The organism is Streptosporangium sp. NPDC000396 (assembly GCF_042898655.1).
Lineage (GTDB): Bacteria > Actinomycetota > Actinomycetes > Streptosporangiales > Streptosporangiaceae > Streptosporangium.
Map to the genome: position 1 here is coordinate 222,381 of NZ_JBIAZA010000002.1, position 26,080 is coordinate 248,460.

Below are 26,080 nucleotides of genomic sequence, written 5' to 3' on the forward strand. Positions count from 1 at the left end.
GTGGATCGCGGGCGGTCGGCGCGGGGTCAGCCGAGCCGTACGGTGACCGTCTTCGAGCCGCCGCCCTGGTCCGCGAGCCGCCCGAAGGCGAGCGTGAGCTTCGCGCCGGTCGCGGTGCTCGCCAGGAGCGGATGTCCGCGGACCACCTCGGCCACCGGCCGGTTCCAGGTCACGGTCAGCTCCTCCAGGTCGCGCCGGGGGTCTGAGACGGTCAGCGTGGCGGTGCCGTCGCCCCGCTCCCGGACGAGGACCGCGCACGGGGCGGAGGCCGTCAGACTCCCGGCGGTTCCGCCGTTCCAGAAGTTGACGGCGGTGATGCCGAGGGACGAGACCTGAACGCCCTGCTGGTGGGCGGTGTTGGCGAGCACGCGCGCCCAGCCGGGGTCGGCGGCGCGGGCCCGGGTCTCCGCCAGGCTCGCACCCGGCAGGAGCAGGTAGAGGTAACCGGCCGAGTCCGGGTCGACACCGTGGTCGAGCCAGAGGGTCACGTAGTTCCGGGTCACCGAACCGCCGGTGCGTTCCTCACGCAGTGTGCGCGGGCGGGCGCAGGGCAGGACGTAGCCGCCGTGCCCTTCCAGGTGCGTCCAACCGGCCTCGTCGTCCACGGTGAGGACCGTGTCGGTTCTGCGGTTGTCCACGATGGTCTCGACCGGCACGCCGTCCCTGCTGGTGATCGCGGCACCCAGGCAGACCACCGCGTCGTCGAGGAAGACCCACGACTTGAAGGCCTCCATCGTGCTCTCGAAGCCGTTCAGGTGCTGGCCGACCGTCGCGTACATGCCGTCGGTGGCGCCGCCCACCCAGCGGCCCGGCGGACAGGTGTCACCCCACCCCTCACCGGCGCCGTCGGCCAGCCGCCGGGTGGAGACGGTCGTGCCCGGCAGGCGGTAGGGGTCGACGGTGGACCAGAAGGAGTCGGAATACTGGTCGCCGTGGCCTTCGCCCCACCAGTAGAGCATTCCCGAGCCGGTGTGCCAGCCGCGCAGGTTCTCGCCGTTGCCGTGCTCGTAGTGGCCGATCCGGTAGGAGGCCATGCTGAGCCCCGCGCACCAGCCCGGCCTGCGATGGACGGCGCGGGCGCTCATCGCCAGCAGCCGGTGCCCGGCGGGTTCGCCGGCCGCGGGGATCGTGTCGTCGCCCAGGATCGCGGCGAGGCGGGCGTGGAACCCCAGGTCGTTTCGCTCGGCCGCCCTGAGCATGGGTCTGCAGGTGTTCCGCAGCGCCCATCCCTTGACCATGCCCTGCCATCGGGCCCGCTCGGCGGCGGAGGCCGCGTCCCCCAGCAGCAGGATCGAGGAGGCGATCTGGCGTCCCTTCCTGTAGTCACCGTACGGTCTCCTGCCGATCGCGCGGCCGCTGACGAGGTCCATGCAGAAGCCGTCGTGGACGACCGGCGCGAACGACCTCTCGACGACGTCGAAAACGATCTGCCGGTTCGGGTCGGTGATCTCCCACGGCGAGCCGCGCAACACCGCGAACAGTGTCGCGAGGCCGTCCAGCATCACCGCTCCGTACCCGCCCTGGTAGGGGACCCAGGTGTGCTGGATGAACGAGCCGTCCCGGTAGAGCCCGTCGCCCTCGTGGACGTAGCGGAAGACCGGGGAGAGCGCCGAGGCGGCCAGCGCGGCCTTCTCCGGGTCGGACCCGAGGACGGCGCGCAGCAGCATCACCACGCACAGGTCCACCCGGTTGGCCCCGGTGCTGGTGCCGCTGTAGTCGTCCAGGCGGCACTCGGGGACGAAGTGGTCAACCGCGTCCCGCAGCGCCCCGTTCTGCGGGTCCGTCAGGTGCGGGCCGATCAGCACGGCCGCGTCGAGGAGCTTCTTGGGGGTGCCGATCTGCCAGTTCCACCAGTTGCCGACCGGATCCGCGCCCGCGGCGTACACCCGCCGCCGGTAGTGGTCGGCACCGGCGGCGACGGCCGAGGCCAGGTCCGCGTCACCGGTCAGGCCGGTTCCCGGCAGGGCGTAGGCGCGGGCCATGGTCCGCAGCCGCGCCGGGGTGCCGGCGAAGGAGGGAAACGCCAGATCGGGCCAGAGCGACGCGTCGGCCGGCGCCATGGCGTCCCGGTGCCGGGCGGCCTCCCTCCCCAGCTTCGCCAGCCGGGTCCGGTACGGCTCGGCCGCCGCGTCGAACCCCGATCCCGCCGTCACCTCACGCCACCGGCGGCGCAGCAGGGCGAAAGGATCGTCCGGGGTGCGCGCGGCGCGTACCGGGAGCGGCGTTCTCGTCTCCTCTGTGCACGCGGCGCACGCCGGGACCAGCGCTCCAGCCGCGGCGGCGCCCCCCATCCGGAGGAATATTCGCCGGGAATATTCACCCACTCGTAGATTATTGACGCGGAGATCACATCTGTCCCGGATGCCGCGCCGGGTAGGGGGGTCGTGGATGGCAGAGGTCGACTCGGCGGCCGCCGTCGCCAAGCACGTGGCGAACGTCTTCACCAAGCTCGACCTGCCTCCCACCAAGGACGACCACCGTCGTGTGCCGGCCGTGCTCGCCTATCTCGGCAACCCGGGGCTGTGACCGTTCCCGCGGGGAAGCAGGTGGCCAGCGACCCGGTCCGGCGGGTGCCGGGGTCAGGCCTCCGGCAGCACCTCCACATATCCCTCGGTCCCGTTCAGCCGGATGAGCTGGCCGTCCTTGATGCGCCGGGTGGCGTTCTCCACCCCGACGACCGCGGGAAGCGCGTACTCCCGGGCGACCACGGCGCCGTGGGTCATCACCCCCCCGACCTCCATCACGACGCCTTTCACCGAGACGAACAGCGGTGACCAGCTCGGATCGGTGAAGACCGTGACGAGGATGTCGCCCTCCCGCACGTCGGCGTCCTCCATGTTCAGGACGACCCGGGCGCGTCCCTCCACGACTCCCGAGGAGACCGCGATGCCCGCAAGCGCCCCCTCCGGCAGGGCTCCCGTGTCGTATTCGCCGGAGATCACCTCACCCTCGGAGGTGATCACCCGCGGCGGTGTCAGCTTCTGGTACGCCTCATGCGCCTCCCGCCGCTGGGTGATGACGGCGTAGTCCAGCCGCCCGGTGTTCACCACCTCTCTGAACTCCTCCAGGGACAGGAAGTACACATCCTCCGGTTCCTTGATCACTCCCCGGTCGACCAGCTTCCGGGCTTCGGCGAGCAGCGCCCGCTTGTACAGCTCGTGCCGCTGCAGCAGGGCGTGCTTGGAGTATTCGCGGTAGCCGATGAAATGACGCACCAGGCTCATCTGCCGCGCCGCCTTCTTCGCCTTTCGCCCGCCCCCCGGCAGGCTCCGCAGCCGCTCCAGGAGGTCGCTCATCGTGCGTTCCGCGTCCGCCTGCCCGCGTTCCACCTTGCGCCGGCGCTCCCCGGGCGCGAAGTTCTTGATGTTGCCGAGGATGAGCGGGACGAGCAGCGTCGGGTCCTCGCTCCAGCGGGTCCTGGTGATGTCGATGTCCCCGGGGCAGTGCATGCCGTACTTGCGCAGATATTCCTCGATGGCCTGGCTGACCATCTCACCGCCGTCCAGGTCGGCGAGGCCGGCGAAGAACGTGTCGCGCTCGGCTTTTTCGAGATATTCCATGACGGCCGGGTACCGCCGGACCACGTCGGCGACGTCCAGCAGGTCGAGCCCCATCGCGGCCACGACGTTGTGGTCGGCGGACTGGGCGACGGCGTCGGCGGCGTTCTTCTCGCCCAGCCAGGCCTCCATGTGCTTGTTGACCCAGTTCACCGACTGGATGCCCAGGAACGCCGCCGCCACGCTGCGCGGGTCGAAGGTGAGGTCGGCCAGCACGTCGTGGTCGTCGATGATGAACGCGAACAGCTCGTCCCCGGATTTGCCCGTGATGGTCCGCCGGAGCTTCTCGACCGTCTCCTCGTTGTGCGCGATGAGCTGCGGGACGACGCTGGGGTCGTCCTCGCGGGCGAGCTTGAGGTACTGGCGTGCCATCGGCAGCGGCCCGCCCTTGCCGAAGTTCATCACCGACGTCTTCCCGCGCGCGAGCGACCTGACGAAGTCCTTCCTGCTCAGCACGGTGCGCAGGGCGTTGGCCATCAGGACGTCGACCTGGCCGAGGCTCTTGAGCGTGATCGCTCTGGCCCAGGAGGACGTGAGCTCGTGGGACATGTCCTTGTAGAACCGGTTCCCGGCCACGGTTCCCGCCTCGCGGTCCAGCTTCACGTGGAGCAGGTCGAAGAGCGACAGGCCGAGGGGGGTGAACGCGTCGGTCATCATCTGCCGGTGCCCGTACGAGATGTACACGTGGTTCTTGCCGTCGTGCGAGACGGGAACGGGATACAGCGTGGTGATGGGGCGGCTCTGGAGCACGTAAAACGCGCCGTGGAACAGCCCCCACTCGATGTCCTGGGGGGTGCCGAAATGGGCCTCGATCCGCCGCCCCAGACTTTCGAGCTGAAGGATCTGCTCGTCGCTCAGGGTCTGCGCGTGCTGCCGCGCGGCCTCGACCGGCCGCTCCTCCGTGCCGCCGTCCGGCGAGGCGTGCAGCTCCACCGTCTGGGTGGCGATCTTCTTCTCAAGGATGCGCCCCGACCTCACCCGGTAGTTGTCGGCGTTGACCAGGCCGGAGACGAACGCCTCGCCCAGGCCGAAGCCCGCGTCGATCGAGACCACCTTCCGGTTGGAGGTGACGGGGTCGGCGGTGAACATGATGCCCGCCGCCTCGGGGAAGAGCATTCGCTGGACGACCACCGACACCCGGACCGCACGGTGGCCGAAGCCGCTCCGGATGCGATAGGCCACGGCGCGGTCGGTGAACAGCGACGCCCAGCACCTCCTGACGTCGCGGACCACCGACGCCGCCCCCCGGACGTTCAGGTAAGTGTCCTGCTGCCCCGCGAAGGAGCTCGACGGCAGGTCCTCGGCGGTGGCACTGGACCGTACGGCACAGGCCACGTCATCACCACCGAGTCCGGTGAGGTAGCGGACGATGTCCCGCTCGATCTCCTCCGGCATGGGCAGGGCCTCGACGGCGGCGCGGATGCGCGCGCAGGCATCGGCGATCTCCACGCGGTCATCGGCCCGCAGGCCGGACAATCCGTCGATCAGCGCGCCGATCTCCGGGTCGCGCTCCACCACCGTCCGGTAGGCCTCCGTGGTGACACAGAACCCGTCCGGCACGCGGACCCCGTCGATCTTGGACAGCTCCCCCAGGTTGGCGCCCTTCCCGCCGACCGTGGCGAGCCGGGTTTTGTCGATTTCATAGAACCCGAGTACGTAAGCACTCACGGCTTTAGTCCCATCTGTCTCATGTGTGGTGACTGATCTGCTCGGAACCCGGCGGAGCAAACTTCGCCGCCCCCTGTGGCGATCCGGCCGAACAGGTTGAGCCAGCCGAACAGGTCGACCTGGTCGATCCGGTCGAACACCCGGCCGGTTGAAACCTGCCGAGCGGCGGCAGGGGCCCGGTCAGACAGCCGGCGGCGCAGATGCGGGCGGAGCGAGCGGGCGGCTCCGCCCGGGTGTGCGTCCGGTCGCGACCCGGCAGCGCCGAGGGCCATCTCCGCCTCCTTGACTAGATACAATACAGTACAGCTCTGCATTCAAATACGTGAGAGGGGCACCCATGAAAGCCAAGATCTGCCTCGTCACAGGCGCCTCGTCGGGAATCGGCCGCGCCACCGCGCTCGAACTGCTCCGTGCCGGCCACATCGTGTACGGCGCCGCGCGACGCGTGGAGAGGATGGACGCCATCCGCGCGGCCGGCGGTCACACCATGGCGGTGGACGTCACGAACGAGGCCGACCTCGAACGTGCCGTGAGCACCGTCCTCCACGAGCAGCGACGGATCGACGTCCTGATGAACAACGCCGGGATCGGGCTCCACGGCGCCGTCGAAGACGTGCCGATCCGGCAAGCACGCGACCTGTTCGAGGTCAACCTCTTCGGGGCGGCCCGGCTGACCCAGCTCGTCCTTCCGCACATGCGCGAGCAGGGGTCGGGCACGATCGTCAACGTCTCCTCGATCGCCGGCGAGATCTCCCTTCCGCTCGGCGGCTGGTACCACGCGTCGAAACACGCTTTCGAGGCGTACTCCGACTCGCTTCGCCAGGAGGTCGGGCCGTTCGGCATCGACGTCGTGCTCATCCAGCCCGGCATCATCAGGACCGAGTTCGAGCAGGAGACGCCGCGAGAGCTCCGCGCCCTCTCCGGGCGCGGAGCGTACAGGAACCTCGCCGAGGCGATGGCGAGGCGAGCCGAGGCCTCGTTCGGGGAGCGCGGCAAGGCATCCGATCCGGCCGTGGTCGCCAAGGCCGTGAGAAAGGTCCTCGAATCGGCGAGGCCGAAACCGCGCTACCCCGTCGGATATCTGGCCAGAACGATCCTGATGCTCAACAGGATTCTGCCGGACCGCGCCTTCGACAGGATGGTGACGAAGGTCGACCGGTCGCGCTGACGCGCGAGATCGGGAACACAGCCGGCGGGTGGCCGGTCGCGCGACAATACGATACAGACTTGCTTTGTATTATAGTTGTCATGACAACGACGAGCACACCTTCCCCGGGCACCGGGCCCGCCGGAGCGACGGACCAGCCCGCATGACAGGCGCCACTCGCTCCCAGCGGTCCCCCGGACGGCCCCGCAGCCAAGAGGTGGACGCCGCCATCCTCGCCGCCGCGCTCGACCTGCTGATCGAATGCGGTGCCGGTCAGACCAGCATCGAACAGGTCGCCCAGCGCGCCGGCGTGACCCGGGCCACCGTCTACCGGAGATTCCCCGACAAGACCTCCCTGCTGATCCAGGCGATCGAGTCGGTGCACCGGGACCACGCCCCCGGCTCTCTGGACTGGCCGGACATCGACCGGATGCTGAGCGACTGGGCGGCCTACCTCAGCCAGCCCCGGAACCGGCGCATGCTCCGCCGCCTCTACAGCACGGTGGACGACTATCCCGAGCTGCTCCAGACATATCGAAACTCCCATGGCGGGCGGCGGGCGGCGGCAGAGCACGACACGCTGAGCCGAGCCCGCGACGACGGGCAGCTCCCGCCGGACCGGGACGTGGAGATCCTCCAGCAGATCCTCAACGGCGCGGTCCTCCATCATCTCGGCGCCTATCCCGACACCGAGAGCAGCACCGCCATCAAGGCCTACTTCATCGCCGTCCTTCAGCAGGCCGGTTACCGGCCGTCACATCACTCCGCGTGAAGCCCCGTTGAGACGGGCTCGGCGACGGGTGCACGGGCGCCACGGCGCGAGCCGTCCCGACCGCGAGTGTTTCAGGCGTGTTTCGCACGGCGCGCGTTTTCCCCTGGTGGCGAAAAACTCTTAGTGGAGAAATTCCTTCAGGGGGAGAAAGCGCCTAGGGGTTAAGCGTCAGCCGATTTCCATTGACGGTGGTCGGGCGAAAGCCCAGCATTGCGGCGAGATACCGAAACCCCTTGGCCCGCAGGAGGCCCATGCCCCGAGTCCGTTGTCTTCTCCCCGTGCTGACGTCGAACATTCTCGAATTCATCGAATCAGGAGCTGTGCCTCATCCTATCTCTCCAGCCCTGAAATTCGCGATGTCCGCACACCAGGGCTTTCACGCTCCCGAAGGGAGTCCGATTCGGTTCGCCGGGGACTTTCCCGGAAGTCACTCGTATGGAGAGAAGAGATGAATCACCGTCGCGGCGACATCGTTGGGAGAACATCCTTATCCACGCCCCGGCCGCCCGCCGGGCACCACCGTACGCGGGGCCTGGCCCTCGCGAGCGCCGCCCTGCTCCTCCTGGGCGGGACCGCCGTCGCCACCCCGGCCTACGCGGCCGTGCCCTTCGAGGTCCAGAGCCTGGACGGCAGCCGGAACAACGTCGCGCAGCCCACATGGGGAAAGGCCGGAACGGCCTACGCGCGGGTGGCCCCGGCTCGTTACGCCGACGGTGTCGGCGCTCCGCCCGCCGGGCCGAACAGCCGTTTCATCAGCAACCGGATCTTCAACGACGTCAACCAGAACGTCTTCTCCGAGCATCGGGTGACTCAGTGGGGCTTCACCTGGGGCCAGTTCCTCGACCACACCATCGGTCTGAGAGACGGCGCGGGCCCGACCGCGACACCGGCCAACATCCCCTTCAACCCCGCGGACCCGCTTGAGTCCTTCACCAACACCCTCGGTGTCATCCCGTTCACGCGATCGGCCGCGACGGCCGGCACGGGCACCGGCACCGGCAACCCCCGCCAGCAGACCAACACTCTCAGCTCCTACATCGACGCCGGGACGGTGTACGGCGAAACCGGCCAGCGGCTCGACTGGCTGCGCGAGGGCTCCGCCGACGGCAACCCCGCCAACAACAGCGCCCGCATGCTCCTGCCCGACAACTATCTGCCCCGGCGCACCAGCCGAGGCAACGCGGCGACCGCGCCCGCGATGGACGTCGACGGACGGCTCCGGGCCAACCCGAACAACGCGGCGGTCGCCGGAGACGTGCGGGCCAACGAGAACCTGGCGCTCACCGCGACGCACACGCTCTTCGCCCGGGAGCACAACCGGATCGTCTCGCTGTTACCGAGCTCGCTCTCGGAGGAGGACAAGTTCCAGATCGCCCGGCGGATCGTCATCGCCGAGCAGCAGTACGTCACCTACAACGAGTTCCTCCCCGCCATGGGGGTCAGCCTGCCGTCCTACACCGGGTACAAGCCCGAGGTGAACGCGAGCCTCACCAACGAGTTCGCCACGATCGGGTACCGGGCGCACAGCCAGATCCACGGTGAGGTCGAGGTCGAGAGCGAGCGGGAAAGATACACCGACGACCAGCTCGCGGCCTTCAGGGCGCAGGGAATCGAGGTCGAGACGGACGGTGACGACGTCGAGCTCGCGGTTCCGCTGAACGTGGCGTTCTTCAACCCCGACCTGGTTCCCGCCATCCAGCTCGGCCCGCTGATGAAGGCCATCGGGGCGGAGTCGGAGTACAACAACGACGAGCAGATCGACAACCAGCTCCGCAGCGTCCTCTTCCAGGTGCCCGTCTCGGGCAACCCGGACTGCCTCGACGGCCCCGACCTTCCCCAGTGCTTCCGCGGCGTCGTCGACCTCGGCGCGATCGACGTCGAGCGCGGCCGTGACCACGGCCTTCCCACCTACAACCAGCTCCGCCAGGCCTACGGGCTCGCCCCCCAGACCAGCTTCGCGGCGATCACCGGCGAAGCCGGGGACACCTTCCCCGCCGACCCGCTGCTCACCCCCGGAAACGAGATCAACGACCCGAACAGCCTCGACTTCACGAAGCTGTTCGACATCGACGGCACGCCGGTGGTCCCCGGCGCGGACAACGGGACCAGAGCCGTCCGCCGGACTCCGCTGGCGGCGCGGCTGCGAGCGATCTACGGAAGCGTGGACAAGGTAGACGCCTTCACCGGGATGATCGCCGAGCCCCACGTGCCGGGCACCGAATTCGGCCCGTTGCAGCTCGCCATATGGACCAGCCAGTTCCAGGCGCTGCGCGACGGTGACCGGTTCTTCTACGGCAACGACCCCGGGCTGAGCCAGATCAAGGCGACCTACGGGATCGACTACCGGCGGACGCTGGCGCAGATCATCACTTCGAACACCGACATCCCGGCCTCGGCACTGAACCCCAACGTCTTCCTCGTGCCTGACGCCGACCTGCCCAGCGCGAAATGCCGGGTCGTCTACGCGATCGACCGCTCCCTGCCGAAGTATTTCGAGGGGAGTGTCAAGATCACCAACCTCGGCACGACACCGATCAACGGCTGGAACCTGAAGTGGCGCTTCGCGAACGGGCAGACGATCACCCTCATCGTGAACGCCCGCGACTCCCAGCGCGACGCGGACGTGACTCTCACCAACAGCTTCTTCAACGCGATCATCCCGGCCGGCGGCACCCTCAGCGCGATCCGCTTCATCGGCAAGTGGGATGACACCACGAACGCGAAGCCACCCAACTTCACGCTCAACAACGCTCGCTGCGCCACCGGGTAATTCCCGGGCGCCCGGACGACCGCCGTCGTCCGGGCGCCGTTCACACGAGGCCGGCCCGGGTTCGCTCCCGGGCCGGCCGCTCTCGCGGAAACGCGGGAACGCTCTCACAAAAACGCTCGGGCACTCTCGCCGAAACGCGGGGCGCTCTCGCGAAAACGGAGGACGCTCTCATGAAACATGGGGGGCGCGGATCGTGTGCCGAGCGGGTGTCAGGGCATGGGACGCTCCACAACACCCAGCCGGTAGGCGATGGTCAGGGTTTCGGACCTGTTCCTGGTTCCCAGCTTCCTGAACAGCCGGGCCTGGGTGTTCTCCACGGTCTTGGCGGCGATCCCCAGGACGCGGGCGGTCTGCCGGATCGTGTGCCCGCTGGCGATGGAGCTGAGGATGTCGCGCTCCCGGCGGGTCAGCTCGGGCAGGTGTGTCAGAGGTCCCGGGTGCTCGTCCGGTCTCGCCCGGGGTATGGGGCCGATGTGCGTCGAGCTCATCGTGAAGTAGCCCCGCGTCACCAGCGTAAGGACGGGCACCAGGTCCTGGTGCATGTCGTCGCCCCAGAGCAGGGCGTGTGCGCCGCGCCGGAGGGCGTACGTCACCTCGGCGAAGTCGGGCGGTGTGGATCGGATGACGATGACGCGGGCGTGCAGCCGCGCGGCCAGCCGCCAATCATGGGGCAGGGGGTCCACGAGCACCGCGGTGAGCGGTCCGCGGTGCCAGCGCGCCCAGTGATCACTGGTGACTTCGAGGGTCGGGGTGAGAACGAAGGGCGTCCCACGGGTCAGCAGGGACTTCGCCAGGTGTTCGAGCCAGGGCTCCTGCCGCGCGTGCACGATCACCAGTTCCGGGCGGCCCGGTTCAAGCCCCGGGCGGCCCGGTTCGGGAGCGGGCCGCAGGTCTCCCCGCGGCGGGTTCAGCAGGCCCAGCGAGATCGCCCGGGACACCGCGTGGCTCTGGGTGCCCACATCCAGCTTCCGGTAGAGGTGGCGCTTGTGGCTCTCCACCGCGCGCCTGCTGATCCCGAGCAGCACGGCGATCTCCGGAACCCGATGCCCGTCGCTGATCAGCAGCAGGACGGCCAGTTCCGTTTTGGTCAGTGGAGGAGGCAGCCCGCGACCGGTGCCGGACGAAAGGGGCTCTTGCGGAGCACCGTCCATGGCGGATAAGGCTTCACTTACCATGCGGCTGCCCCTTTCCCCGGAGTTTCCCGTTCCGGGAGGGAGAGGTCGAGAGATCGACCCCGCATGAAGGGTAAAAGGCTTTGACTTGATTCGTCAATAAATATGGTATATGTCGATCTCGCCCATGTTCCAGCGGGAACTCGGTGGTGACGACGAGGGGATGCGCAATTGATGCGCGTTCTTCCTCGAAAACAAACCTTCCGCGCCTATGGGTTCGGCTCCGCCCAAGCCTTCCACTGTTTGTTCGTGGGGCCGCTCGGCCGAGTGCGGGCCGGGTATGCCGTGATGTGCGACAGTCTCGACTCGCCGCCGATGTGCGCCGCCCACACAACCGGCCCGCACAGCCGGCCCACACAACCGGCCCACACAACCGGCCCACACAACCGGCCCACACGACCGGCCACGCAAGGGCGGCCACGCAAGGGCGGCCCGCGCAACCGGCCTGCACAGCCGCCCGCACAAGGGCCGCGCTCTTCCCGCCCCGCCGGTGCGCAGGCCGTACGGCGCGTCATGCGTGGCTCTTCCCGCAGCTCTTCCCACGGCTCTTCCCGTGGTTCTCCCCGCGGCTCTAGAGAAGCCGGGCGCGATAGACCGCCCTCGCCCGCTCCAGAAGGGTCAGATGGTCGTGGCGCTGCTCCTCGGTTTCAAAGCGGGCGTTGGCTTCCAGCACCTCCTCCAGCGCGTCAAGCCACGCCAGGCACCACAGGACGTCGGCGCGCCGGGCCACGTGGGCACCCGCCACGTCGAGATAGACGGGGCTGGTGTGGGCGTAGGCGCCCGAAGGATGGCAGGAGCGCGGGTGCGGGCCACCGGTGGCGACCGCGACCACGTAGGTGGGCTCCTCCACGACCAGTTCGGTCACGAGCCCGCTGGGAGGCCCCTGGGCCAGAACGCCTTCCGCTGTGCGTATCTCCAGGGCCTCCACTTCGGGGCCGATCGAGGACACCCTGATCTCGACCCGCTCTCCGGGGGTGAGGTCCAGGGTGTCACCGGGGCCGTGGCCGTTGACCGTGATCTCCAGCCACGGTCCGGTGGTGGCGAACGTGCGGCCCTGCCGTATCGCCTGGGCATAGGAGCCGGTGGTGAGCGGCCCGTCCACCCGGGCGTAGACACGCTGCCAGCCGGGCGGGCTGGACGCGGTCCCCCTGCGCGAGATCGACAGCACCGCGTCGCTTCCCGCGGTGACCGCCAGGCGGTTGCCCGCGCCGATCAGGTGCCCGTACACGGTGGCCGTACCGGTGATCGAGGAGTGGTTGAGCACGTCGAGGCTGTCGACGAGCCCTAGGGCCGCGTCGGCGACGATCTCTCTGGCCGAGCAGTTGCGCCCGGCCCGCATCCCCTGCTCCGGCGGATCGTTGTGGAAGGGATGCCCGTAGCCGGTGACACCGCCCAGTGCCCGCAGCTCTTCCAGGGCGACACTGTTGGGCGGCCAGTCGGCGCTTCCCGCGAAACCGGTGTGGAATCGCCGGGGCGGGGCGTGAACGCCGAAGGCGGTGGCGTGGCCGAGCAGGTCGCTGCGGTGCTCCACCCCGAACCTGGCCAGGTGAGTGCCGTCCGACCAGGGAAGATCCCGTCCCGCCCAGTGGTTGAGGGCTTCCCGGTCGTAAACCCGGTCTCCGGTGACGTTACCCGCCACCAGGTTGAGCACGTGCAGGTCCTCGCCGTGCTGCACGCGTGCGGCGAGCGCGGGCACGGCCGGCGCGTCCCCCATCCAGTTGAGGTGAACATGCAGGTCACCGCCGTACCAGCCGTTAGCTGCGGCATCGTAGAGACGCCCGGGGGTCAGCTCCACGAGCACCTCCTGGCCCGGCGAGGGCGTGATCACGGTCTCGGCCGTGCCGTACTCCATGCCGCGTCCCACCGCCACCGTGACCGCCTCCGCAGGCACCTCCAGGACGAGGTCGTCACCGTGGAAATACGGCCGGCGGTGGAAGTCGAGCTTGTGCGGCGCGTTTTCCGGATACCAGCCCTGGCCGTTCACACCGGTCACGGTCCACCGGCACGGCAACCCCGCGCGCACCCTGACCCGGGCCGCGGGAGCCCGTCTGGTCAGCGAGCTCAGATCCACCGTGACGCCGCCCGCGACCACCTCGGCCGCGCTGTCGATCTCCACCAGCCGCGCCCCGCGTGGCCCCAGCTCGTACGGCCGGCCGTTCACATGAACGGTGACCGGGTCGTCCACGTGGGAGTCCAGAAGCAGGGTGGTGGAGATCGGGGCGCCGTCCAGCACGACCCGCGTTCTGGCGTGCAGGGTCGGGCCCTCGCCGGTCAGGCGCAGGGCGGCCAGGTTGTCGAGCACGTCGCCGTTCAGCGCGTCGCGCACGACCCGGTGCAGGTCCACCTCGCCCATGCGCCCGTCCATGTCGGCACGCCGGCCGGTCAGCTGGCGGAAGCACGTTCCCCAGTAGTCGTAACCTTTCATCAGGTACGCGCTGGTCTGTACCTCCCCGACGTAGGGGATCAGCTCCTCTCCCCAGCACACTCCGTGCCGTTCGCACAGCACCCGATATTCGGCCACGGCTTCGGCCACCGCCTGAGGCAGCAGAGGGTCGTCCCGCAAAGAGTCCTCCCTTCCGAGCTTCCACGTTCCCGTTGTTCCGTGTTTCCGCTTTTTCCGCTTTTTCCGGGTTCTCGCTTTCCGGGTTTTCGAGGCGGCCTCAGGTCACGTCGAGCGCGCTCAGAGCCGCCCATATCTCCTCGTCACCGGGATCGAGCTCCGCCGCGCGGACGAGGTCGGACCGAGCGGTCTCGGCACGGCCGAGGTCGCGAAACGCGATCGCCCTGTTGAAAAGGAAGGCCGCGGACTCCTCCAGCTCGACGGCCCGGGTGAGGTCGGCCACCGCGCCTTCGAGGTCGCCGGTCTCGTAGGCGAGAACGGCACGGCTGGCCCAGGTCTTCGCGGACCCGGGAGCGACGTCCAGAGCCGCGTCGAACGCCCTTCGCGCCTCCGCGTGGCGACCCGCGGTCGTCTCGGCCTGGCCCAACGCGGACAGGAGGTAGGCGTTACCGGGATCCATCTCCAGCCCTCGGAGAGCGTCCGCACGGGCTTTGACGTCGTCTCCCAGAGCCGCCCAGATCCCGGCGCGGTTGGCATAGGCGTCGACGAACGTGGGATCGAGTTCCAGCACGTAGCCGAGGTCGGCCAGGGCGCCCTCGTAGTCGCCGGTCTCGAAGCGGGTCTCGGCCCGGTTGTAATACGGCTCGGGGAAGGGGAGCCCCGCCCGCATCGCGGTCTCGTAGTCGGCCACGGCCTCCTCGACCCGCCCCAGCCGGTGGAGAAGGTTGCCCCGGTCGATGTAGTAGTCGGGATATCCGGGGTCGGCGGCGATCGCCGCGTCCAGGTCGGGCAGGGCGCCCTCCGGATCGCCCATCATCGCGACGAGGCCGGCCCGGTTGGCTCGCAGCACCAGGCGGTGGATCGGGTGCTCGCCCTCCGCCAGATCACGGTCGGCCAGCTCGATGGCCTCCTCCACCAGGCGCAGGGCGGCGTCGTTCCGTCCCCGGCGGGTCTGCACCAGGGCGGCGCCGTTCAGATCGAAGCTCAGGTGGAAGGCCCGCTCCCGGCGGTCAGGCAGCAACGAGGTGATGGTGATCGCCTCGTTGATCCACGCCATCGCCTCCTCCGGGTCACGGCGCGCGGGGTCATGGTGGCGGACCAGCAACATGGCGGTGGCGTAGGCGGCCGTCGCGCGGGCCTTCGGCTCGACGCCCCGCCTGCGGCTCTCGTCGAACAGCGCCCGTGCCGCTTCTTCCCGGTCCGTGGCGGAGCAGGCGAGCGCCGTGCCGTACGCGATCCGCCACCAGGTCTCCAGGTCGGCGTCGGCGTCGAGCAACGTGAGCGCGCGCTCTCCGAAGTCGGCGGCGGCGTGGTGGAAGCCCTCCATGAGGCAGCGGCCCATCGCGTTCCACAGCGCCCTCATCGCGAGTTCCCGGCTGCCACCACGCTCCCGGTGGAACGCGATCTCCCCCAGCTGCGGGCGGACCAGCCCGGACGCCTCCAGCTCGTCCGCTCGCCTGTCGTGCTCCCGCGGGCTCATCGGCTCGTACGGCGCGGCCTCCGCCGTCACCGTCGTGAGGCCGGTCACGCGGCGGTCCAGCACGTCGAGGAACTCCCTGTCGGTGGCGTCGGCCTGGCCGAGGTTCGTGAGCTTCACGGTCATCGGTCCCACGACCGCCAGATGGTCGCGGACGAACTCGGCCAGGCCGTTGGCGATCCGCAGCGTGTGCCGGGGCGCGGGGATCAGGATCCGCTCCGGCCTGGTCAGCTGGGCCGCGATGGACTGCCGGCGGACCGGGATGTCCAGATCGGGGGCGACGGCACGAAGCTCCACGTCGTGCGCGAGGACCAGCTCGGGGTGGTGCTCCATCGCTGCGGGCACCAACGCGTGCGCCAGGGCGGCGGCGACCGCGTACACCCCGTGTCGACTCCGGTCGGCGTCAACCGGCAGCAGGTTCATGGGGGTCTCCCTTGGTGAGCTGGGGGATGGGCACGTGGCGAATCGACCGCAGGGGTGAGGCGAGCAGGACGAACGTGGGCAGGGTGAAGATCGCCGCCCCGGCGGCCAGCGCCGCCCGCACGCCGAGCCAGGTGGCGAGCAGGCCGAACAGCGCGGCGAAGAGCGGTTTGGAGCCGAGGGCCAGCCATCGGGAGGTGGCGTTCATCCGGCCCATCAGCTCGGGCGGGCAGATGAGCTGGCGGAAACTGCGGTTGGCGGCGATGTAGATCGTCTGAATGGCGATGGCGACGCTGTGACCGATGGTGACCAGCACGTATCCGGCGATCCCCGGCCCGGCCAGCAGGGTGGGGATGAGGTCGAACGCATATCCGGAGACCGAGAGCAGCAGGAGGAGGGGAAGTCCCAGACGCTGGGTGAGCCGGGTGGTGAGCAGTCCACCGGCGATGCCTCCGGCGGCGCTGAGGGCCATGCAGACCCCTGTCTCGGCGGCCGACCAGTGCAGCTCACGGTAGACGTAGACGATCCACAGCGACCACACCCCGCCGATCGCGGCCGAGACCAGCGCGTTGGCCACGACCACCGGGCGCATCAGCGGGCCGCGGAACACGTAACGCAGACCCTGTGCGATCTCCGTCCGGAGCCGGGAACCCGCGGGCCGGGGGGACGGGGGCTGTTCGGGGGTCCTGATCAGCAGCAGGGTGGCGGCGCTGACGAGATAGGAGACCGCGTCCACGGTCACGGCTCTGGCCGCGCCGATCAGCGTGATCAGGGCGCCGGCGCCGCTCTGCCCTGCGACGGTGGCCAGCGACATCGACATGCCGAGCTTCCCGTGGCCTTCGACCAGCTGGTCACCGTGGAGCAGGGACGGCAGGTAGCTCTGATAGGCGGTGTCGAACACCACTGCGAGCAGCGCCGCCGTCATGGCCACGCCGTACAGCTGGGGCAGGGCAAGCGCACCGGCCGCGGCGGTCAGGGGGATCGACCCGAGGACCAGCGCCTGGCACAGGTTGCACCACACCAGCAGCGGACGGCGGCGCCGCCGGTCCACCATCGCACCGACCGGCAGCGACGCGATCAGATGGGGAAGATATCCGGCGGTCGTCAGCAGTGAGATTTCCAGCGGGGAGGCCGACAGTGTTGTCAGTGCCACGAAGGGAATGGCCAGCGCGCTGAGCTCCGTGCCGGACATGCTGATCGACTGGCCGCTCCAGAGCAGCATGAAGTCGCGATGGCGCCAGAGCGAACGCGCGCGAGGCAATACGCGACCTCCTTTACAGGGAAGATCATCAACATACACAATTGCTTGTGATGTCGCCAGGTTGCGGCTCTCCATTCACGTCCACGACCGCGAGGGTGAAATGACGAATGACCTGGGAATTTCACACGCTCGCGTCCTGGTCGAACGCGGCGCCGCACAACGCCGGGCTGGAGAGTTTCGAGCCGCCGCGGAAACGCTCACGCAGGCTCTTGGGATTTTTCAAAGTCTCGGCGACCGACGCGGAGAGGCCGACACTCTCATCGAACTCTCTCTCGCGCATTACACCATGGGAGAGTCTTCGGCAGCGATTCGCGGCCTGCTGACCGCCGTCGGCATTTATCGCACCCTGGGAAACAGATCGGGCCAGGCCGAGGCCCTCGATCGGCTGGGCACCGTCCGGCATCTTACCGGCGACTGCGCCGATGCCGTTCTTGCCTTCACCGAGGCTCTCCGGATTTTTCAGGAACTGGGAAACCGCCAAGGGGAGGGCCGGGCCGTCAAGAATATCGGCTTCGCCCACTATCTGATGGGCGACTACCCGGCCGCGAGGAAACACCTGGCCACATCGCTCGCGCTCTTTCGCGACCTGGATGACCGCCTAGGCGAGGCCAACGCCCTGAAGAACGCCGGTGTCGTGCGTCAGCTGACCGGCGACCTTCCCGCCGCCGAGGCCGACCTGACCGAGGCCCTCCGACTCTACCGGGCGCTGGACAACCGGATGGGGCAGGTCAACGCCCTGAACTGCCTGGGCGTGGTGCGGTGCCTCACCGGGGATCTGCCTGCCGCGACCGCCTGCCTCCATGAGGCGCTGACCCTGTCCAGGAGTCTGCCCTACCGCGTCGGCGAAGCCGACTCCCTGCGAGAACTGGGTGTCGTCCATCATCTGACCGGCGATTCCAAAGAGGCGATCCGCACAATCAAACAGGCGATCGGCATATTCCAGGAAACCGGTGACCGGCTGGGGCGGACTGAGGCGCTCAACCGGCTGGGCCAGGTCATCCTGGAATCCGGCGAGGCGTCGCCCGAAGAGGCGCTCATCTCCTATCGACATGCCCGCGACCTCGCCAAAGAGACCGGCAGCCGGCACGAAGAGGCACGGGCGATCGAGGGAGTCGGCCGCTTTCACGCCCTCGCCGCGATTGACGCCGACGTGGCCACCGGACATCTGCGGAAGGCGCTGGAGATTTACCGGGAACTGGGCGTTCCCGAGGTCGCGCGGACCGCCGAACTCCTGGCGCGCGTGAGCCCTCCGGCATGCCCGCTCGATTCGGAAACCTGACCTCTATTGACACATCTGATCTTAACAACTAAACCTTTACGTCAGGCAGGCGCGCCGGTCATTCACATTACACAAATGAAAGGGAATTGACGATGAAGAAGATCGTGATCCACAAGCCCGGCACCATACGGCTGACCGGGGCGGCCACGCCGAAGCACGCCGACCCGACCCGCTGACGGAAACAAAAAGACTGACGACGGCAAATAAAAGGCACGGCTTTTCTGGTCACGAGGCGCCTCGTGTCGCGTAGTCGCCGGGAAGAGTCGTGCCCCTTTTCGCGGTATCCGCGCCCTCGTTCACGACGCCGGGACCTGCCGGGCGCGAGGCGACCCCACCAGGCATGAGACGACCGCGGACGAGCGGGCGTCGCGGGGCCGGGGCCGGGGTCGGGGTCAGGGCCGATCGCACCGCCGAGGGCAGGACGGCGGCGACCCGGACGGCTCGCACACCGCATCGCCGGACCCGGCCAGGAAGCATCGTTAGGTTCTTCCGGGATTGTCGTATTTCTACCTCAGTGAGAAGATTGACGTGCGATGCCCACAGACATAGCCGTCATTCTCAATGATCGGCCGGGTGAGCTGGCCCGCTTAGGGGAGGTCACCGGCCAGTCCGGCGTGAACATCAAAGGCCTCGCGGCCTTCACGGGCGAGGGCAAGGGCGTCGTCCACGTGCTCGTCGACGACGCGGACGCGGACAGGTGCAAGGGGGCTCTCGAAAGCGCGGGAATGGGGATCGCCGACGAGCGGCCCGTACTGGTGGTCGACCTCAACGACCGGCCCGGGACACTCGGCGAGCTGGCTCGGCAGCTCGCCGACGCGAACGTCAACATCGACCTCGCCTACACGACCTTCGGCGACGTGAAGATCGTCATTGCTACGGACGACCTGGAGAACGCGCGCGCGGCGCTCGAATGGTCCACGGGCCAGTTCACCGCCGCCCGTGAGACGGCGGACACGCCCAGCATCTGGGATCAGCCCGCCTGACCGGTCTTCCCGCGCCCGCCCACCCGGACCACGCACACCCGCCCAAGAGACGCCACCCGGACCGCGCTCGCCCCGGCCGGGCAGGCGCGGTCTCACAGCGAAGGGCTCGGCAGCGTCACCGGAGCGAGCTCGGGGCGCTTGGCCGTACGGCCGTCGCCGGACGACCGGCCCCGCAGACGCCGGTAGACCCACGGGCCGAGGAAGGATCCGATCCAGCGCAGTTCGACCCCGGCGGTCTGCCAGGCCGTACGCGGAGGCAGCGGGGAGAGCGGATGGGACCACGTCTCGTCGCTGCCGGGCAGCTCCAGAGCGTGGGCCATGGCGGCGGCGATTCGCGCGTGACCCAGCGGGCTGCCGTGCAACCGGTCGACACTCCACACCCGCTCGTCGGTGACGACCGCGTAAGGGAAGGAGTCGAGGACGGTGACGCCGTGGCGGCCGGCGGCGGCGCGGATGCGGGCGTTGAAGTCGATGATCCGGGGCAGCAGGCGCCGGGCGAGCGGCGCGATCTTGCTGATGTCGGGGAAGGTGATGGTCGCCACGTGGACACCTGCGGCGGTGAGGGTGGCGAACATCTCCTCCAGATGGCCGGCGACCTCGGCGGCGTTGAAACCCGGCCGGATGAGGTCGTTCATCCCCGCGACGACGGTGGCCAGATCCGGCTGGAGCGCGAGCGCGGGCCCGAGCTGTTCGGCGCGGATCTGGGCGGCGAGGCGGCCGCGCACCGCGAGGTTGGCGTAGCGCAGGTCCGGGTTGACGCGCGCGAGGTGCTCGGCGAGCCGATCCGCCCACCCTCGGTAGCCGCCGGTCTCGTCTCCGTCGTTGAGTCCCTCGGTCTGACTGTCGCCGAGCGCGACATACCGCGTGTAGGTCACGGGGCTTTTCCTTCCTTTTCTGAACTTGCCGCGCGCTCGCTCGGACGCCCCATGCGCTCGCGCAGCACTTCGGCGGTGCTCAGGCACCAGCCGCGGTTCGCCCTCTCAAGGCGAAGCCCTCCCAGACAGGTCAGGTAGGGCCCCACCCGGCGGCCCTCCCTCAGGAAGGACTCCTCGTCGAGGTCACCGCGGAGGCGGCGGAGTGCCTGCTCGTAGAACGCGATCTTGGCCGCGGACCCGGCGGCCCGCTCCTCCAGCTGCGCGATGACGGGCACCGGGTCGAGATGATCGACGGCCTGGACCTTGACCGCCAGGTCGTCGCGGAGGGACAGCGGCTTGGCGGTCGCCGCCGCGAAGGCCGCCAGCTCGTCGATCCCGGCCTCGGTGACGGTGAACACCCGCTTGTTCGGCCGGTCACGCTGGATCACCTGGCGACCGGTGATCAGCCCTTCCTTCTCCAGCTTGGCCAGCTCGCCGTAGAGCTGCTGCGGGACGGCATACCAGTAGTTGGAGACGCCCACGTCGAAGATCTTGGCGAGCTGGTAGCCGCTGTATTCCCCGTCGAGCAGGGCCGCGAGCACAGCGTGGCGCAGAGCCATGGTTTCCCTCCTCACCTGTTCCGAACGAGAACCCTAGTCAATAATATGACTAATCCTAATATTGAGTAGGGAGATGCGCATGCAGACAGCCGACCGCTTCCGCGCCGCCGTGGAGGATCGGGACCTGGCCGCCATGGCCGGACTGTTCGCCCCGGACGTGCGGTTCTTCAGCCCCGTGAAGTTCACGCCGTTCGAAGGGCGGCCCATGGTCGAGGCGCTCATGGGCGTCCTGCTGCGCACCTTCGAAGACTTCCGGTATGTCGGGCAGCTGCAAGGCGAGGCCGAGATGGGCGAGGACGGCGTCCAGACGGAGTCACATCTCCTGATCTTCCGGGCGACCGTCGGCGGCAAGCGGATACACGGCGTCGACCTGCTGCAGCTCGACGACCAGGGCCTGATCAAGGAGTTCACCGTCATGGTCAGGCCGCTGTCGGCGGTCACCGCGCTCAGTGACGCGGTGCTCGCCGGGCTGGTCGCCGACGGCCTCGTCCCCGCACCGGGCTCTTGACCATCCGATGAAAAAGCGGCGGGCGCCCGATCGGGCGCCCGCCGCGTTCCTCTGCCGGGAGCCCCGGGTCAGGCGAAGACGTCCTGCTGGTAGCGCCCCTCGGCTTCCAGGGCGCGCAGCCACTCCTCGCCGTCGCCTCCGGTCCTGTCCCGGTAGATCGTCGCGAGAGCCTGCCGTACGGCGGGTGCCATGCGCAGCCCGTCGCCGCAGACGTAGACGTGAGCGCCCCGCTCCAGCAGCGCCCACACCGTGTCCGCCTCGGCGGCGACCGCGTCCTGGACGAAGCTGTGGGGGTGACCGGCGACCGCGGAGAACGCGGTGTGCACACGGGCGACCCCGGCCCTCTCCCATTCCTGGAGCTCCGGCCGGTAGAGCCAGTCGTGCTCGGGGTGGCGGCAGCCGTAGAAGACCTCGGCGGGGCCGGTCGCCCCCGTCAGCGCCCGCTCCTCCAGGAAGCCGCGCAGCGGGGCGAGTCCGGTACCCGGCCCGACGAGGATCACCGGGGCCTCCGGGTCGGCGGGAAGCCGGAACGGCGGGGTCGGCACCCTCACGTATCCGTAGAAGACGTCGCCGGGCTCCAGACCCGCCAGGTAGGCCGAGCACATGCCCCGGTATTCGCCACTGCCCGACCAGGCAAGACCCTCCACCAGGCCGACGGTGATCCGGACCCGCCCGGGGCCGGCCAGCGGCGAGGAGGAGATCGAGTAGTAGCGCGGCCGGATCGGGCCCGCCATCTCCAGGAAGACCTGCAGGGGCAGCGTGATCGCGGGGAATCGCTCCAGCAGCGTGAGCACCGAGACTCGTTTGGCGAGGATCTCGTCGGCGTAGGAGGCCTCCAGCTCCGCGAGCTGGCCGCGGGTCCACGGGCACTCCGTCTGCCCGGCCAGCGTCGAGAGATCGGAACGCGTGGCCACCTCCTGGAGCTCGGCGAACTCCGACAGCAGCAGCCCGGCCGTCACCGGGGTGTCCACGGGCAGGTGGGTCGTCCCCCGGGCGCGGAGCCGTACGACCTGGTCGCGGGGGACGCGCAGGCAGTGCAGCGCCCACTCGACCAGCCCGGGGTCGTTCTTGGCGAAGACGGCCAGGTGGTCGCCCGCCGTGTAGGTCATCCCCGAAGGCAGCTCGGCCACGATCGAGCGCACCCCGGGACGCGGCGCCTCCTGCGAGAAGTCCCACAACCCGGCCGGGTCGCCGGTCAGCTCCTCGTTCGAAAGCACGGTCAGCGGGAAGGCGTGCGAGGACACGACCGCGGGACGCACGTCGGCCTCGGTGAGGACGTCCATCTCGTAACGGGGCCCGCTCTCGGCGGCGGCCGTGCCGTACTCCTCCGCCAGCGCCGCCCAAAGTGCGGCGGTCCACGTGGAGACGTCACCGTCGAAGTCGCCGTCCGCGTCGGCCTCGCCGCGCTCGATGAGCGGTACGGCTCCCGCCCCGGTGAACTTGTCGAAGGCGCGCCGGGGGAAGTCCTGGTAGGTGGGCCACTGCGTGTTGCCGCAGCCGAGCAGCGCGAGCCGTACCCCGTCCATGGCGGGAAGGCCGTCCAGGGCGTCGAAGCGCTGGGCGTTGTCGGGGGCCTTGCCGTTGTAGGTGGAGGTGACCACCACGAGGAGCCCGTCCCGGGGCGGGTCGAGCTCGTCCAGGGTCGTCAGCGTGGTCGCGAACCCGGAGCGCCCGGCCCGCTCGGCCAGCCTCTCGGCGATGTCGGCGGCGGTGCCGAGGTTGGAGCCGTAGGCGACGGTGAGGCCGACGCCGGTGACGGCCACCTCCACCGGCTGCTCCTCCGTGACCTCGGCCATCTCGGCCGTGCCCCTCTCGTACGGCTTGCGCTCCCTGACCCGGACCGTGAAGCCCTCGGGCTTGAGGGTGAGCATCTGCTTGATCTGCATCCGGTAGGCGTCCGGATCGGAGATCGCGAACCGCTGCAGGATGAGAGCCATGGCCAGCCGCGCCTCGGTCAGCGCGAACTGGCGCCCGATGCAGGCCCGCTCGCCGTTGCCGAACGGCTTGTAGGCGGCGGGGTGGTGACCGGCCTTGTTCTCGGGGAGCCAGCGATCGATGTCGAACTCGTCCGGCCGGTCCCACGCCTTCGGGTGCCGGTGCAGCGGCGGCAGGAGGAGGACGGCCGTCTGTCCCTCACTCACCGGATAGTCGCCGACCGTGGTGTCCTCGAAGGACTTGACCCCGAACGCCGGGATCGGGGACCAGATCCGCAGCGTCTCCTCCAGGATCCGCGGGATCACGTCCAGCTTCATGATCGTCTCGTAGGTGGGGACGGTGTCCCCCGGCAGCAGCCGGTCCACCTCGGCGTAGGCCCGGGCGAGCACGTGCGGATTGCGCAGCAGGTTGTAAAAGGCGAAGGAGAGCAGCCCGCTGGTGGTCTCGTGCCCGGCGATGAGGAAGGTCAGGACCTGGTTGCGGATGTTCTCGTCCGACAGCCGCTCACCGCTCCGCGGGTCTGAGGCCTCCAGCATCAGGCCGAGCAGGTCCTTGGTGCCGCTCCCGCCCGCGGACCGGCGCTGCCTGATGACGTCGTCCACCAGGTTCTGCATGGTCAGGATGTCGGCCCGGTAGATCTCTTCCTGCTTCTTCTTGAGCTTGGTGACCAGGGGAAGCTGCCTGTTGCGGTGCATCGCCTCGGTCAGCGTGCGGCCCATCGCCTGCAGGAACGGGTGCAGCTCGGGTGAGTCGAAGGAGTTGAACCGGTAGTCGAACCCCGTGAGGGAGATCACGTCGAGCGTGAGCCTGGTCATGTCGTCGGGCACGTTGACCTCGTCCGAGACGGCCCACTTGGCGATGAGCGCCTGCGCCACCTCCAGCATCTGCGGGAAGTAGGCCTTCATGGACCGCTGGCTGAAGGCGGGCATCAGGATGCGGTGCGCGTGCCCCCAGACCGGCTCGTCATGACGGGCGGTGAACAGCCCGTCTCCGGCGAAGTCACGGACGATGGACAGCGGCGGGTCGATGCCCTTGTAGAACCGCGTCTCGTCGCAGAATTCCTCGACCAGGTCGGGGTCGGAGACGAACAGGACCTTACGGCCGAGCAGGTCGAGCTGGTAGATCCCCTCGTCGTGCTCCGCGGCGAGCTTGTTGAAGAACGCGTTGGGCGCGTCCACCGGTATCTGGAGCGTGTTACCGAGGAAGGGCAGTCCTTGTGGGGCAGGAATCGACCGGGTTACCGACATGGGAATTCCTCCTTCGCTGACGATCTCCCGTACATCGCCAGCCATACACCGTATGCCTGACGCTACCATACGGTGTATGGCAGTGAGCGCACGCAGGGGTCTGCCCCTGACATCAGAGGAGATCTACGCGGCGGCACTCCGCCTCATCGACACCGCCGGGGTGGACGCGCTGTCCATGCGCAAGCTGGCAGCGGACCTCGACGTCAACCCCATGTCGCTCTACCACCACGTGGAGAGCAAGACGGGGCTGCTGCGCGGGGTCTGCCGCCTCGTCGACTCCCGGCTCCAGCTGCCGCCCGACGACGGCTCCCCGTGGCAGGACCAGCTACGCGCGCTGGCCCACGCCTACCGGTCCATCGCGCAGTCGCACCCGTCGCTCTGGTTGCACGTCAACAGCCACCCGGGCGTGATCGACCAAAAAGGCGAGCTGTGGACGGTGTACAACCGGATTCTCGTCGCCGCCGGGGTCCCCTTCGACGAGCTGGCCCACACCCGCAAGGCGCTGGTCGCCTTCGTCATCGGTCTCATCTCCTCCGAGACCATCGGGTTCCTCCAGGCGCTCGGCGAAGAGGAAGGGGAGACGGACGCCGACGCGACGTTCGAGGTCGCCGTCGACCTCATCATCGCCTCCCTTGAGGCGCGCCACTCCCGGACCTGAGGCGCGCCGCCCCCGGAACCTGGGGCGCGCCGCCCCCGAACCGCCCGTACGGCCGGCGGAGTCCCCGAGGCCGGAGGACGTCCGGTTCACGCGGATCCGGAAGGTCCCGTCCGGGACGCGCGTTCGGACGGCCGAGGCGGCGTCCACTGGAGCGCTTCGAGCGGCCAATCCTGGAGACGGGCCCCCGCCTCGAACGTTGACTGGGCGAAGTCCAGGATGGCCTCGCGGGGGTCGGCCGAGCTCCGGACGTCGTCATAGCGCAGGATGAACTCCCCGAAATCGGTGTCGTAGACGGCCGTCGCGGGCGCGACCGGCTGCTCCCGGAACCCCTGGGGCTCGGGGTAGATGTAGGAGTAGAACACCGGCTGGTCGATACGGGCGCCGTTGATCCACGTGCCTCCCGGCCAGAAGCCCACGTCGCTCTGCTCGGCGTTGAAGGTCAGCCTCGTGACGCGATCGACCTCCGGCGGCGGCTCGGCCGGCCGGCCCGAATACCGGGTGGTGCACAGATCGAACGCACCCCAGAAGAAGTGCACCGGACTGCACTTCCCCGTGAAGCGGGCACGGAACTCGGTGAGGATCAGCTCGATCTGGTGGAGCACCTGCCAGAACCGCTGGACCTGCGCGCCTTCGTAGGTCGCGTGACGGTCGTCCTCGTCGAACCGAACGGGATCGGCGTACTCGACCGGCATCGGCCAGATCTCGACGTCTATGCCGAGGTGGCCCAGAGTGCCGAGCACCTCGGCGTAGAAGTCGCGCACCGCGCCGCCCAGCGCGATCGTCCGGCGTTCGCCCTCGGAGGTCTCGACGCAGAGGTGGTGAGCGAGCAGGTCGAAGTCCATCTGGAAGCTGCGCCCGCCGTACGGGATCGGCCCGGTGGTCATGCCCCGCGCCGTGAGGTGGAAGGCCACCTGCCACCAGTGGTTGATCATCGGCCGGAAGGCGAGGGAGATCTTTCCCACCACCTGGCTGTACATGTGCAGCGTGTCGTAGGTGTGCTGCCATTCGTCCACCGACATCGCCGGCCAGGTCTGTGTCCGCTGGACCATCGCGAGACCTCCGCTTCGGAGCGGCTGTCGTGGATCTCCATGGATATCGGGACCCACCTTTGTCAACGCTACGCCCACCGGTCCCGAGATCGCCGAATCGGGCGGCGGCTCCGGGGTCCGGGTGTCCGAGGTCCCGAGGGTCC

18 protein-coding genes are annotated in these 26,080 nt (G+C 69.1%); 8 read left to right on the forward strand and 10 right to left on the reverse strand.

Annotated features, from left to right (window positions below):
• Positions 1–26: 26 nt before the first annotated feature.
• On the reverse strand, positions 27–2,291 hold the full coding sequence (locus ACFY2X_RS03490; RefSeq protein ID WP_389931702.1) for a polysaccharide lyase 8 family protein: 2,265 nt from the start codon (positions 2,289–2,291) through the stop codon (positions 27–29).
• Positions 2,292–2,388: 97 nt separating this feature from the next.
• On the opposite strand from ACFY2X_RS03490, the gene ACFY2X_RS03495 reads away from it, so the two are divergent.
• The gene (locus ACFY2X_RS03495; protein ID WP_389931703.1) at positions 2,389–2,526 is read left to right on the forward strand and encodes a hypothetical protein; all 138 of its coding nucleotides are present in this window, start codon (positions 2,389–2,391) and stop codon (positions 2,524–2,526) included.
• A 53-nt stretch (positions 2,527–2,579) separates the two neighbouring features.
• On the opposite strand, the gene rph is transcribed toward ACFY2X_RS03495, so the two are convergent.
• Positions 2,580–5,225, reverse strand: coding sequence for a rifamycin-inactivating phosphotransferase (gene rph / locus ACFY2X_RS03500; protein ID WP_389931705.1), 2,646 nt, complete (start codon positions 5,223–5,225; stop codon positions 2,580–2,582).
• A gap of 337 nt (positions 5,226–5,562) precedes the next feature.
• Between rph and ACFY2X_RS03505 the strand changes: the two genes are divergently transcribed.
• The 3 genes from ACFY2X_RS03505 (at position 5,563) to ACFY2X_RS03515 (ending at position 9,914) form a co-directional block, all read left to right on the forward strand.
• Positions 5,563–6,393 (forward strand): oxidoreductase, encoded by an 831-nt coding sequence (locus tag ACFY2X_RS03505; RefSeq protein ID WP_389931706.1) that lies wholly within the window; start codon positions 5,563–5,565, stop codon positions 6,391–6,393.
• 142 nt (positions 6,394–6,535) lie between these two features.
• Positions 6,536–7,144, forward strand: a complete 609-nt coding sequence (locus tag ACFY2X_RS03510; protein WP_389931708.1) for a TetR/AcrR family transcriptional regulator — start codon at positions 6,536–6,538, stop codon at positions 7,142–7,144.
• Positions 7,145–7,592: 448 nt separating this feature from the next.
• A complete protein-coding gene (locus tag ACFY2X_RS03515) occupies positions 7,593–9,914 on the forward strand; it encodes a peroxidase family protein (protein ID WP_389931711.1) in 2,322 nt (773 codons plus the stop codon).
• 209 nt (positions 9,915–10,123) lie between these two features.
• Here ACFY2X_RS03515 and ACFY2X_RS03520 read toward each other — a convergent pair whose 3' ends face one another.
• The 4 genes from ACFY2X_RS03520 to ACFY2X_RS03535 form a co-directional block, all read right to left on the reverse strand.
• Positions 10,124–11,065, reverse strand: a complete 942-nt coding sequence (locus tag ACFY2X_RS03520; RefSeq protein WP_389931713.1) for a LuxR C-terminal-related transcriptional regulator — start codon at positions 11,063–11,065, stop codon at positions 10,124–10,126.
• Positions 11,066–11,657: 592 nt separating this feature from the next.
• Entirely contained in the window at positions 11,658–13,649 is a 1,992-nt protein-coding gene (locus ACFY2X_RS03525; protein WP_389931715.1) for a CehA/McbA family metallohydrolase, read from the reverse strand.
• 97 nt (positions 13,650–13,746) lie between these two features.
• Positions 13,747–15,546: a tetratricopeptide repeat protein gene (locus ACFY2X_RS03530; RefSeq protein ID WP_389931718.1), complete on the reverse strand. Its 1,800-nt coding sequence runs from the start codon at positions 15,544–15,546 to the stop codon at positions 13,747–13,749.
• A complete protein-coding gene (locus tag ACFY2X_RS03535) occupies positions 15,527–16,804 on the reverse strand; it encodes an MFS transporter (RefSeq protein WP_389931720.1) in 1,278 nt (425 codons plus the stop codon). The genes ACFY2X_RS03530 and ACFY2X_RS03535 overlap by 20 nt, the downstream gene beginning before the upstream one ends.
• Positions 16,805–16,904: 100 nt before the next feature.
• On the opposite strand from ACFY2X_RS03535, the gene ACFY2X_RS03540 reads away from it, so the two are divergent.
• Positions 16,905–18,083, forward strand: coding sequence for a tetratricopeptide repeat protein (locus ACFY2X_RS03540; protein ID WP_389931722.1), 1,179 nt, complete (start codon positions 16,905–16,907; stop codon positions 18,081–18,083).
• A 533-nt stretch (positions 18,084–18,616) separates the two neighbouring features.
• Entirely contained in the window at positions 18,617–19,066 is a 450-nt protein-coding gene (locus ACFY2X_RS03545; RefSeq protein WP_389931725.1) for a hypothetical protein, read from the forward strand.
• Positions 19,067–19,158: 92 nt separating this feature from the next.
• Here ACFY2X_RS03545 and ACFY2X_RS03550 read toward each other — a convergent pair whose 3' ends face one another.
• Both ACFY2X_RS03550 and ACFY2X_RS03555 read right to left on the reverse strand, forming a co-directional pair.
• Positions 19,159–19,941, reverse strand: a complete 783-nt coding sequence (locus ACFY2X_RS03550) for an SGNH/GDSL hydrolase family protein (protein WP_389931728.1) — start codon at positions 19,939–19,941, stop codon at positions 19,159–19,161.
• A complete protein-coding gene (locus ACFY2X_RS03555; protein WP_389931730.1) occupies positions 19,938–20,540 on the reverse strand; it encodes a PadR family transcriptional regulator in 603 nt (200 codons plus the stop codon). Before ACFY2X_RS03555 ends, ACFY2X_RS03550 begins: the two co-directional genes overlap by 4 nt.
• Positions 20,541–20,619: 79 nt before the next feature.
• On the opposite strand from ACFY2X_RS03555, the gene ACFY2X_RS03560 reads away from it, so the two are divergent.
• Complete coding sequence (locus tag ACFY2X_RS03560; RefSeq protein ID WP_389931731.1) at positions 20,620–21,048, forward strand: nuclear transport factor 2 family protein; 429 nt, start codon at positions 20,620–20,622, stop codon at positions 21,046–21,048.
• Positions 21,049–21,116: 68 nt separating this feature from the next.
• Here the strand turns inward: ACFY2X_RS03560 and ACFY2X_RS03565 are convergent, their stop codons facing one another.
• The gene (locus tag ACFY2X_RS03565; RefSeq protein WP_389931734.1) at positions 21,117–24,230 is read right to left on the reverse strand and encodes a bifunctional cytochrome P450/NADPH--P450 reductase; all 3,114 of its coding nucleotides are present in this window, start codon (positions 24,228–24,230) and stop codon (positions 21,117–21,119) included.
• A 76-nt stretch (positions 24,231–24,306) separates the two neighbouring features.
• Between ACFY2X_RS03565 and ACFY2X_RS03570 the strand changes: the two genes are divergently transcribed.
• Positions 24,307–24,888 carry a TetR/AcrR family transcriptional regulator gene (locus ACFY2X_RS03570; protein WP_389931736.1) on the forward strand — a complete coding sequence of 194 codons (582 nt, stop codon included), beginning with the start codon at positions 24,307–24,309 and terminating at the stop codon, positions 24,886–24,888.
• A gap of 86 nt (positions 24,889–24,974) precedes the next feature.
• Here ACFY2X_RS03570 and ACFY2X_RS03575 read toward each other — a convergent pair whose 3' ends face one another.
• Positions 24,975–25,937 (reverse strand): DUF5996 family protein, encoded by a 963-nt coding sequence (locus ACFY2X_RS03575; protein WP_389931739.1) that lies wholly within the window; start codon positions 25,935–25,937, stop codon positions 24,975–24,977.
• Positions 25,938–26,080 lie beyond the last annotated feature (143 nt).

What these genes read in the sequence shown, in the direction of transcription:
- ACFY2X_RS03495 (WP_389931703.1), top strand. Translation starts at nt 2,389, where the DNA reads ATGGCAGAGGTCGACTCGGCGGCCGCCGTCGCCAAGCACGTGGCGAAC.
- ACFY2X_RS03510 (WP_389931708.1), top strand. Translation starts at nt 6,536, where the DNA reads ATGACAGGCGCCACTCGCTCCCAGCGGTCCCCCGGACGGCCCCGCAGC.
- ACFY2X_RS03570 (WP_389931736.1), top strand. Translation starts at nt 24,307, where the DNA reads ATGGCAGTGAGCGCACGCAGGGGTCTGCCCCTGACATCAGAGGAGATC.
- ACFY2X_RS03515 (WP_389931711.1), top strand. Translation starts at nt 7,593, where the DNA reads ATGAATCACCGTCGCGGCGACATCGTTGGGAGAACATCCTTATCCACG.
- ACFY2X_RS03505 (WP_389931706.1), top strand. Translation starts at nt 5,563, where the DNA reads ATGAAAGCCAAGATCTGCCTCGTCACAGGCGCCTCGTCGGGAATCGGC.
- ACFY2X_RS03490 (WP_389931702.1), bottom strand. Translation starts at nt 2,291, where the DNA reads ATGGGGGGCGCCGCCGCGGCTGGAGCGCTGGTCCCGGCGTGCGCCGCG.
- ACFY2X_RS03555 (WP_389931730.1), bottom strand. Translation starts at nt 20,540, where the DNA reads ATGGCTCTGCGCCACGCTGTGCTCGCGGCCCTGCTCGACGGGGAATAC.
- ACFY2X_RS03520 (WP_389931713.1), bottom strand. Translation starts at nt 11,065, where the DNA reads ATGGACGGTGCTCCGCAAGAGCCCCTTTCGTCCGGCACCGGTCGCGGG.
- ACFY2X_RS03575 (WP_389931739.1), bottom strand. Translation starts at nt 25,937, where the DNA reads ATGGTCCAGCGGACACAGACCTGGCCGGCGATGTCGGTGGACGAATGG.
- ACFY2X_RS03540 (WP_389931722.1), top strand. Translation starts at nt 16,905, where the DNA reads ATGACGAATGACCTGGGAATTTCACACGCTCGCGTCCTGGTCGAACGC.
- ACFY2X_RS03530 (WP_389931718.1), bottom strand. Translation starts at nt 15,546, where the DNA reads ATGAACCTGCTGCCGGTTGACGCCGACCGGAGTCGACACGGGGTGTAC.
- ACFY2X_RS03560 (WP_389931731.1), top strand. Translation starts at nt 20,620, where the DNA reads ATGCAGACAGCCGACCGCTTCCGCGCCGCCGTGGAGGATCGGGACCTG.
- ACFY2X_RS03565 (WP_389931734.1), bottom strand. Translation starts at nt 24,230, where the DNA reads ATGTCGGTAACCCGGTCGATTCCTGCCCCACAAGGACTGCCCTTCCTC.
- ACFY2X_RS03545 (WP_389931725.1), top strand. Translation starts at nt 18,617, where the DNA reads ATGCCCACAGACATAGCCGTCATTCTCAATGATCGGCCGGGTGAGCTG.